An 8046-nucleotide genomic window follows, 5' to 3' on the forward strand; every position below is an offset into this window, starting at 1 on the left:
GAGCCGCCCTTGAAGATCGTCCCCTCCTCGACGTACCAGTTGAGGATGGAGGACATCTTGTCCTCGACCTGGAGGATGAAGCAGGCCGAGCACTGCGGCTCGTCCTCGACGCCGACGTTGAACCAGACCGGGCTGTTGAACGCGGCCTTCTGGTGGACGAGCAGGTGCTTGAGCTCGGCGCGGAAGACCTCAGCGGAGTCCTCGCCGGTGAAGTAGCCACCCTCGAGACCCCACCCGGTGATGGTGTCGGCGACCCGGTCGATCATCTGCTTGACCGACGACTCACGTTCCGGCGTGCCGAGCGTGCCGCGGAAGTACTTCTGCGACACGATCTGGGTCGCCATCATCGACCAGGACGAGGGGAACTCGACACCGCGCTGCTCGAACGAGACGGTCTGGTCGCGCCAGTTGGTCAGCACCGCGTCCCGCAGCTCCCACTCGAGCCCGTCGTAGGGGTGCACGTCGGGGCGGGTGAAGTAGCGCTGGAAGGCCAGGCCGGGCTTCTTGCCGGTCACCTTGACGGCGGTGCTGCCGGTCGCGGCGATCTCGTCTGCTGCCTTGCGGGTCGTGTCCGCCATCCCTGTGGCTCCTGTTCATCGCGTCGTGCTCGGCGTGCTGCTCGGGCGCTTCCTCGGCGGCGTCCCGGGCCGTGTTCCGCGAGCCGGGACGCGTGGTGCTGGTCCAGATCGACCCGGCGGTGGCGGTCCCAGCGGTGGAACTACACGCGTGTCGTCCGACGACCGACTCAACCGGACGCGTCGGACCTTCGCAAGCACCTGATCGCGCGTCGAGCGACGTCGATGCACAACCCGTAGGGGGATGAACGCCCTTGGACCACCACATGTGGTGGTCAGGGGTGCCGTCCACCGGTCGTGCACGGCTCCATCCACAACCTGTGGGGCCTTCTCCACAGCGCTATCAACTGCTCGCAGGTTGCAACCAGCGCGCGGAGCGCCCGACCGCGTTCGGGGAGCGGCGCTGCGGGGCCGCGATGCAGCTCGCGGACAGGCAGGTGGGTCGATCACCCGGACCGCTACCTCGGTCCACGGGGCTCGGTGCCCTAGCCTCAGCCCGCGCGGCCGACGCTGCCGCCTCACAGGAGCGTGCACGTGATCGATGAGCCCAGTAGCGGGGCGAGCGCCGCAGGTGACAGGGCGGCCGCCGGACGCGGCGAACTCGCGCGGGTTTCCTCGTGGTTGGCGACCGCCGCCGCGTGGACCTGGCGGCTGCTGGTCCTGATCATCGGAGCGGGCGCCCTGCTCTACGTGTTCGGCCGCCTCGCGCTCGTGACCATCCCCATCATCGTCGCGCTGATCCTCGCCACCCTCTGCGTCCCGCCGACGCGGGCCCTCCAGCAGCGCGGCATCCCCGCGGGCGCAGCGGCCGCGATCGTGGTCATCGGCGGGTTGGTCGCGATCGGCGGCCTCATCGCCGCGCTCACCCCGGCGTTCGTCTCGCAGGTCCAGGAGCTGCAGCCGACGATCGCCGAGGCCATCGACCAGGTCTTCGTGTGGCTCGAGGAGGGCCCCCTCGACTACGACCGCCAGGAGGTGATGGACCTCGTCTCGAGGTTCACCGAGCAGGCCGAGGGCTCGGGAGGCGAGATCGCCGGCCAGGTCGCCAGCGGCCTGGTCGTCATCCTCCAGAGCATCGCCGCCCTCGCCCTCGCCATCGTGCTGCTGTTCTTCTTCGTCAAGGACGGCGAGTCGATCGTCGACTGGTTCATCGCCCGCACCCCCGACGACCACCGGAACGTGGTCCGGGCGGTCGGCCACCGCGCCTGGAGCGCCCTCGCGGGCTTCGTGCGCGGTACCGCCACCATCGCGCTCATCGACGCCATCGCGATCGGTATCGGGCTCGCCATCGTCGGTGTCCCGCTCGTGCTGCCCCTCGCCCTCCTGGTGTTCCTCGGCGCGTTCATCCCCGTCATCGGCGCGTTCATCAGCGGCCTCGTCGCCGTGCTCGTGGCACTCGCCTCAGGTGGCTTCGTGAAGGCGCTCATCGTGCTCGCCATCGTCTTCGGCGTGCAGCAGGTCGAGGGCAACGTCCTGCAGCCGACCATCATGCGTCGCGCCGTCGCGCTCCACCCGGTGATCGTGCTGACGGCGTTGACCGCCGGAGGTGTCCTCGCCGGCATCGTCGGCGCCTTCCTCGCCGTCCCCGTCGCGGCCGTGCTGTCAGCCGTCGGCAACGAGCTGCGCCTGCGCCACGAGGCTGGCGACGGCGAGATCGAGGAGGGCGGTCCCGAACCGCTGGGGCCCGCGAGCGAGCCCGTCGGCGAGCAGGACTGAGCGCGGAGGACGCGAGGTGGGCGACCAAGGACGGCTGCACGGAGCGGAGCAAGGGCCCGAGCGTCGACGGGGCGAACGACGGTGGGGCTGGTGGTCAGCGAACGCCCGGACCCCCGAGGTGGAGCGCGTGCCCTCGTGGCTGGCCACCGCCGCGGCGTGGGCCTGGCGGTTGCTGCTCGTGCTCGTGGTCGCCACCGCGCTGCTCCTCCTCGCGCGCAGGCTCGCTCTCGTCACCCTGCCGGTGTTCATCGCGATCCTCCTGGCGACGCTGTGTGTGCCGCCGGCACGGTGGCTCGAGGCCCGCGGAGCTCCTCGAGGGCTGGCCGCCGGGATCGTGGTCGTCGGTGGGCTCGCGGTGGTCGGCGGCATCATCGCCGCCCTCGTCCCGGCCTTCTCCGAACAGGTCGAAGCGCTCGTGCCGACGGTCCGCGACGGCGCGAACCGTTTCATCCGCGCGGTCGAGGCCAGCCCGCTCGACTACGACCGTGACAAGATCGCCGACTTCTTCCAGCAGCTCACGCAACGTGCGGGCGGCGCCGAGGAGCAGGGCGAGATCGCCGGCCAGGTCGCGGCGGGTGCCATCCTCCTCGTCGAGCTCGTCACCGGGTTGGTGCTCTCGCTCGTCGTGCTGTTCTTCCTGGTCAAGGACGGCGGACAGATCGTCGCCTGGGGTCTGGCGCGGACCCCAGCCCCCTACCGCGACGTGGTGCGCGCGACCGGCCGGCGCGCGTGGCTCGCCCTGTCGGCGTTCATCCGCGGGACGGTGTTCATCGCCACCGTCGACGCCGTGCTCATCGGGATCGGACTCGCGCTCCTGCGGGTGCCGTTGGTGCTCCCGCTCGCCCTGCTGGTCTTCTTCGGCGCGTTCGTGCCCGTCATCGGCGCGTTCGTCAGCGGCCTGGTCGCCGTCCTCGTCGCACTGGCGGCGGGAGGACCGCTGACCGCGCTGTTCGTGTTGCTCGTGGTGGTCGGCGTCCAGCAGGTGGAGGGACAGGTCCTGCAGCCGGTCCTGCTCCGACGCGCCGTCGCGCTCCACCCGGTGGTGGTCCTGCTGGCGATCACCGCCGGCGCGGTGCTCGCCGGGCTCCCCGGCGCCTTCCTCGCCGTCCCGCTGTCCGCCACCGCCTCGTCGGTCGCCAACGAGCTGCGGTTGCGCAGCGAACGCTACGCCGGCGACATCACCGCGGGCGGTGGCGAACCGCTCGGACCGGAACCCGTCGGCCACACCAGCCCGCAGCCGACGGTGCTCGAACGCCGCCGCGAACAGCGCTGACGGCTCTCGCGATCGGACGTGCTCGACCTGCTCGCCGAGGATCCCCAGGAGCCGCCATCACGAGGTGCCGGCGACACCCCAGCCCGGTGGGTGCCGGACCCACGGCGCCGATCGCTCGAGCTCGGCAGCCACCGCCAGGACCATCGCCTCCCCGCCCCGCCGACCGACGATCTGGACGGCTAACGGTGCACCGCCGTGCGATCCGATCGGGACGCTGGCGGCCGGGACGTCAGCGAGGTTCCACGGGGCAGCGAACGGGTAGGCGGCGAGGTTCGCGGTGACGTTCTGCAGCCAGCCTCTGCGGTGCCAGTCCGCCGCCTTCGGCTGGACCTTGGCGAACATCGGGGTGATGAGGACGTCGTAGCGCTCGAGGAACGGATCGACGCGTTCACGCCACCGGAGCGCCTGCGACTCGTCGACCGGGAGGCTGTGGGCCGTGCGCTCCCCCGCCCGTGCGTGGGCGAGGGTCCGCGGCTGGAGACGCTCAGGTGCCACCACCAGCCGCTCGAGGTCCTGATGTGCGGCCTGGGTCCACCGCAGCACCGCCGCGCCGACCGTCGCCGGCTCGTACGGCGGATCGTCGTGGGCGATGTCGTGACCGACGTGACGCAACACCCGGCCGGCCTCGGCCGCTGCGTCGATCCACGGTCGCGTCACCACCACGCCAGGGGCAGGAGGTGCCCAGGACACCGCCACGCGCAGCCGTCGGCGCGGCGGCGCGACCGTCGCCAACTCCGGACGGTCGACCATGGTCGCCAGGCCGAAGGCCGCGTCCGCCACGCTGGTCGCGAGCGGCCCGTAGTGCGACATCCCGAACCAGTACGGGAGCCCGTCGGCGTACCGCTCCACGGCGAGGTCACCGCCCGGCTTGATACCGAACAGCCCGCAGCAGGCCGACGGGATACGCACGGATCCGAGCCCGTCGGTACCGAGCGCCAACGCGACGGTGCCAGCAGCCACGGCCGCACCGGACCCACCCGAGGACCCACCGGCCGTGCGGGTCGGCTGCCACGGGGAGACGGCGGTGCCGTCCGGGTCATCGGAGGTGCCCCACAGCGACAGCTCGGGGCACCGGGTGATGCCGATGACGACCGCACCAGCCGCGCGCCACCGCGCCACGACCTCGTCGTCGGCCGTCGCCGGCTCGGGAGAGGTGGCCAGCGAGCCGTGGCGCGTGGGCTGGCCAGCGACGGCCACCACGTCCTTGATGGCGACCGGGACACCGGCCAGCGGCAGCGACCCGCGACCGTCGGAGGCGTCGACGGCTTCGGCGGCCGCCATCGCCTCACGTCGGAGGACCGTCACGTAGGCGCCGAGCCGGTGCTCGACCTCGGCGAGCTGGTCGAGGTGAGCGCGCACGACGTCGACCGCACTGGCCCGTCCCGAACGCACCGCATCGGCGAGGTCGCTCGCGCTCCATCCGACGAGTTCGGTGGTCACGGATGCTCCTCGGTGGTGTGGCCCGACGTGTGGTTGGCAGCGTACGGCTGCGATGACCGACAGGTTCCCGCTGTCGGACGGTGAGCCGGGTCAGCACGTGTCGCAGCCGTCAGGCAGACTGTGCGAGTCCGGACACTGCCGGACACTGAGGGGATCTGCCGTGCCTGCACGTCACGAGGTGCACCTGCGCGTCCTCACCTCCGAGGACGCGGCGTGGGCCGTCGAGCTCGACGCCTCCGCGACGTCCGCGTACGCCCGCGATCACGGCTGGGACAGCGAGAAGCTCGCCGCCGAGATCGACGAGGGTGTCTGGACGTCCGACGACCGCTTCGCGTGGGCCATCGTGGTCGACGGTGACCCCGGTGGGTTCGCGCTCGTCACGGGCCTGGCGGAGGCCGACGCACGGATGGAGATCCGCATCGCCGCGCCCCGACGCGGTCGTGGCGTCGGTCGTGAGGTGCTGCGTCAGCTCGCCGACCACCACTTCGCGGCCAACCCGCACCTGGTCCGTCTGGCCGGACGCGCGCACGAGCACAACGTGCCGATGCAGCGAGCGTTCAACGCCGCCGGTTTCCGCATGGAGGCCCGCTACCGCGACTCCTTCCAGCAGACCGACGGTGCGCTCGCCTCGGAGTGGGGCTACGCGCTCACACGCACCGACTGGGAGGCCGGCCGCCACCGCGGCGACGAGAAGGGCTACGACCTGCACGGGTTGACCTTCGCGGTCGAGGAGACCATCGAAGGGCCGCCCTCCCACGGGGTCCTGGTCAAGTTCCTCCAGGAGAGCCGCAGGATCATCGCCCGCTACGACGGACACGAGATCAGCGAGGGCGAGCTGGCCGGGCTCCTCGTCGGCGACGTGCTCGTCTACCACTTCGTCCACCTGGTCGACGAGAAGGGCGCTGCGCAGCCGCAGCAGATCGTCGGGCACGGACGCGCCCGGATGCAGCGCCGTCGTGATGGCCGTCTGGAGGCCGTGGACGAGTGGGACACCACCACCGGTGTCGACGGGCGGCGGCTGCTGGTCGAACGCCGCGACGACCAACGCTGAACCCTCAGGGCAGCGAGGGCACCTCGGCGACGGCGATGTGCAACGCCGACGCGACCGCGTGGACGAGACCGTCCTCGTCGATGAGGGCCGTGCGGACCCGGACCTTGCGGCCATCGAGCTCGTCGTGTCGGGCCACGAGCCGCAGCGGTTCGTAGGCCGGCGCGTCGCGGTACCAGCGGACCTCCATGCCGGCCAGCAGGCAGCCCGCGTAGCCGGCTCCGGTCAACGCCGGTGTCGCGGCCCACACGCCGGGGCAGTCGAGGGCCGCGCCGACGACCACCGGGTCGATCGTGCCGGGACCCTCGTCGTGCCGACGGCGAGGGTCGGGGGCGGTGGCGAGGTCCTCCTCGGCCAGCCACGGCAGGGCGACCGCGTCGTCGCGCACGTGGCCGTAGGTGCACCGGAGCGCGTGCGGGTGGGGGCTGTCCGGTCCGCAGACGAAGCACCGGGGGTAGGTGCGCTGGTGCTGCTGCGGCGGCAGCTCGCCGAGCGCGAGCTCGACGAGGTCGGGTACCGCGGGGGCCCGGTCGCGGCCGGCGAGCTCGACGGTGGCGGACACCAGGAGCTGGTCGCCGTCTCGGAGCTGGACCTCGTGGCGGGCGACGCCGTCGGCAGGTCGCAGGGCGAACCGCAGCTCCCGTTCGAGCGGGGTGGGAGCGTGGAGCCGGGCGGTCACCGACGTGAGCGGTGCCCCGAACGGATCGCTCAACCGCGCGACGACCGATGGCAGGGTCGCTGCCAGCCCACCCTGGAGGATGCCCGGGGGTCCGTCGAGGCCCGGTCCGGCCCGGAACGGGCGCACGAGCCAGCCACCCTCGGGGGTGGCGTCCGCCCCGACGGCGGCTCCGAGCGCGGGCGGCCCCGCGGGTATCCAGGTCGTCACGGTGCGGCACGCTACCGGGCCGCCCGAGGGTGCTCGCCTCGGGCCCGGACGGGTCGTAGGTTGCCGAGCGAACGGCCGACGAGGGCGGCCGGACCGGCGCCCGGGTCCCCGGGGCTGGCGAACTCGGTACGGAAGGTCGGGCGGTGCGCTGTCCCGTCTGCGGTGTGGACGACGACCGGGTGGTCGATTCACGCCCGGTGCCCGTCGGCGACGCGATCCGACGGCGGCGCGAGTGCCGTTCCTGCAGCCACCGCTTCACGACCTTCGAGCGGATCGAGCGGCCGGAGCTGCTGGTCCGCAAGCGGTCGGGCACCGTGATGCCCTTCTCCCGCCCGAAGGTGCTCGAAGGGATGAGCCGGGCGGCCAAGAGCCGCGTACCGGCAGCCGAGCTCGAACGAGCGAGCGCCGCCGTCGAGGCCGCCCTCCGCGACCTCGGCGTCCGCGAGGTCACCTCAGAACAGGTCGGGCTGCAGGTGCTCGTGCAGCTCCGCGAGCTCGACCAGGTCGCCTACGTCCGGTTCGCCAGCGTCTACAAGGACTTCCAGGGCGCAGAGGACTTCGAGAAGGAGCTGTCGGTCCTGCGCAAGGAAGCGCCCCCGAAGTCCGCCTGACCCACTCGACGGAGGATCGACCATGGCTGGTTACACGCTCTGCGGCAGCATCCGAGCCACGCCCGGGGACGGCGATCGGTTGGAGGCGCTGCTGCTCGAAGCAGCGGACGCCGTGGCGCCAGCGGACGGGTGCCGCCTGTATTTGGTCAACCGCAGCCAGGACGATCCCGACGCGGTGTGGATCGTCGAGGTGTGGCGAGACCAGGACGCCCACGAGGCGTCGCTGCACCTCGCTGGCGTGCAGGACGTCATCGGGCGGGCCCGGCCGCTGATCGCCGGGATGGGCGACCGCACCGAGCTCCGTCTCGTCGGTGGCATCGGACTCGACGGTCCTGCCGCTACCGCGACCTGAGCCGCGCCCGGCTCAGCGGGCGATGCCCCGTAGCGGGGGCGTTGTGGCTACCGACAACAGCGGTTATCGCCCGGTCGGCCCCTCGGACGTCCGGAGCCCATCCGATCGGTGCGCCCGACCCACCGGGGTGCTCGTGTGGCGCCAG

The 8046-nt window shown here is 72.3% G+C and carries 7 protein-coding genes and 1 pseudogene; 5 read left to right on the forward strand and 3 right to left on the reverse strand.

Annotated features, from left to right (window positions below):
• A pseudogene (locus WEB03_RS01330) lies at nucleotides 1-578 on the reverse strand (hypothetical protein); the annotation flags it as partial.
• Between the two features lie 531 nt (nucleotides 579-1109).
• Here WEB03_RS01330 and WEB03_RS01335 point away from each other — a divergent pair.
• Complete coding sequence (locus tag WEB03_RS01335; protein ID WP_368069170.1) at nucleotides 1110-2291, forward strand: AI-2E family transporter; 1182 nt, start codon at nucleotides 1110-1112, stop codon at nucleotides 2289-2291.
• 127 nt (nucleotides 2292-2418) lie between these two features.
• A complete protein-coding gene (locus WEB03_RS01340) occupies nucleotides 2419-3564 on the forward strand; it encodes an AI-2E family transporter (protein WP_368069171.1) in 1146 nt (381 codons plus the stop codon).
• A gap of 57 nt (nucleotides 3565-3621) precedes the next feature.
• Here WEB03_RS01340 and WEB03_RS01345 read toward each other — a convergent pair whose 3' ends face one another.
• Nucleotides 3622-5004: an amidase gene (locus tag WEB03_RS01345; RefSeq protein WP_368069172.1), complete on the reverse strand. Its 1383-nt coding sequence runs from the start codon at nucleotides 5002-5004 to the stop codon at nucleotides 3622-3624.
• Between the two features lie 160 nt (nucleotides 5005-5164).
• Here WEB03_RS01345 and WEB03_RS01350 point away from each other — a divergent pair, with 160 nt between their 5' ends.
• Nucleotides 5165-6055: a GNAT family N-acetyltransferase gene (locus tag WEB03_RS01350; protein ID WP_368069173.1), complete on the forward strand. Its 891-nt coding sequence runs from the start codon at nucleotides 5165-5167 to the stop codon at nucleotides 6053-6055.
• A gap of 4 nt (nucleotides 6056-6059) precedes the next feature.
• Here WEB03_RS01350 and WEB03_RS01355 read toward each other — a convergent pair whose 3' ends face one another.
• Nucleotides 6060-6938 (reverse strand): hotdog fold domain-containing protein, encoded by an 879-nt coding sequence (locus WEB03_RS01355; RefSeq protein WP_368069174.1) that lies wholly within the window; start codon nucleotides 6936-6938, stop codon nucleotides 6060-6062.
• Nucleotides 6939-7081: 143 nt separating this feature from the next.
• On the opposite strand from WEB03_RS01355, the gene nrdR reads away from it, so the two are divergent.
• Together nrdR and WEB03_RS01365 are read left to right on the forward strand one after the other, a co-directional pair.
• Nucleotides 7082-7549, forward strand: a complete 468-nt coding sequence (gene nrdR / locus WEB03_RS01360; RefSeq protein ID WP_368069175.1) for a transcriptional regulator NrdR — start codon at nucleotides 7082-7084, stop codon at nucleotides 7547-7549.
• Between the two features lie 22 nt (nucleotides 7550-7571).
• On the forward strand, nucleotides 7572-7901 hold the full coding sequence (locus WEB03_RS01365) for a putative quinol monooxygenase (protein WP_368069176.1): 330 nt from the start codon (nucleotides 7572-7574) through the stop codon (nucleotides 7899-7901).
• Nucleotides 7902-8046 lie beyond the last annotated feature (145 nt).

The organism is Nitriliruptor sp. (genome assembly GCF_040882075.1).
Classification (GTDB): domain Bacteria; phylum Actinomycetota; class Nitriliruptoria; order Nitriliruptorales; family Nitriliruptoraceae; genus Nitriliruptor.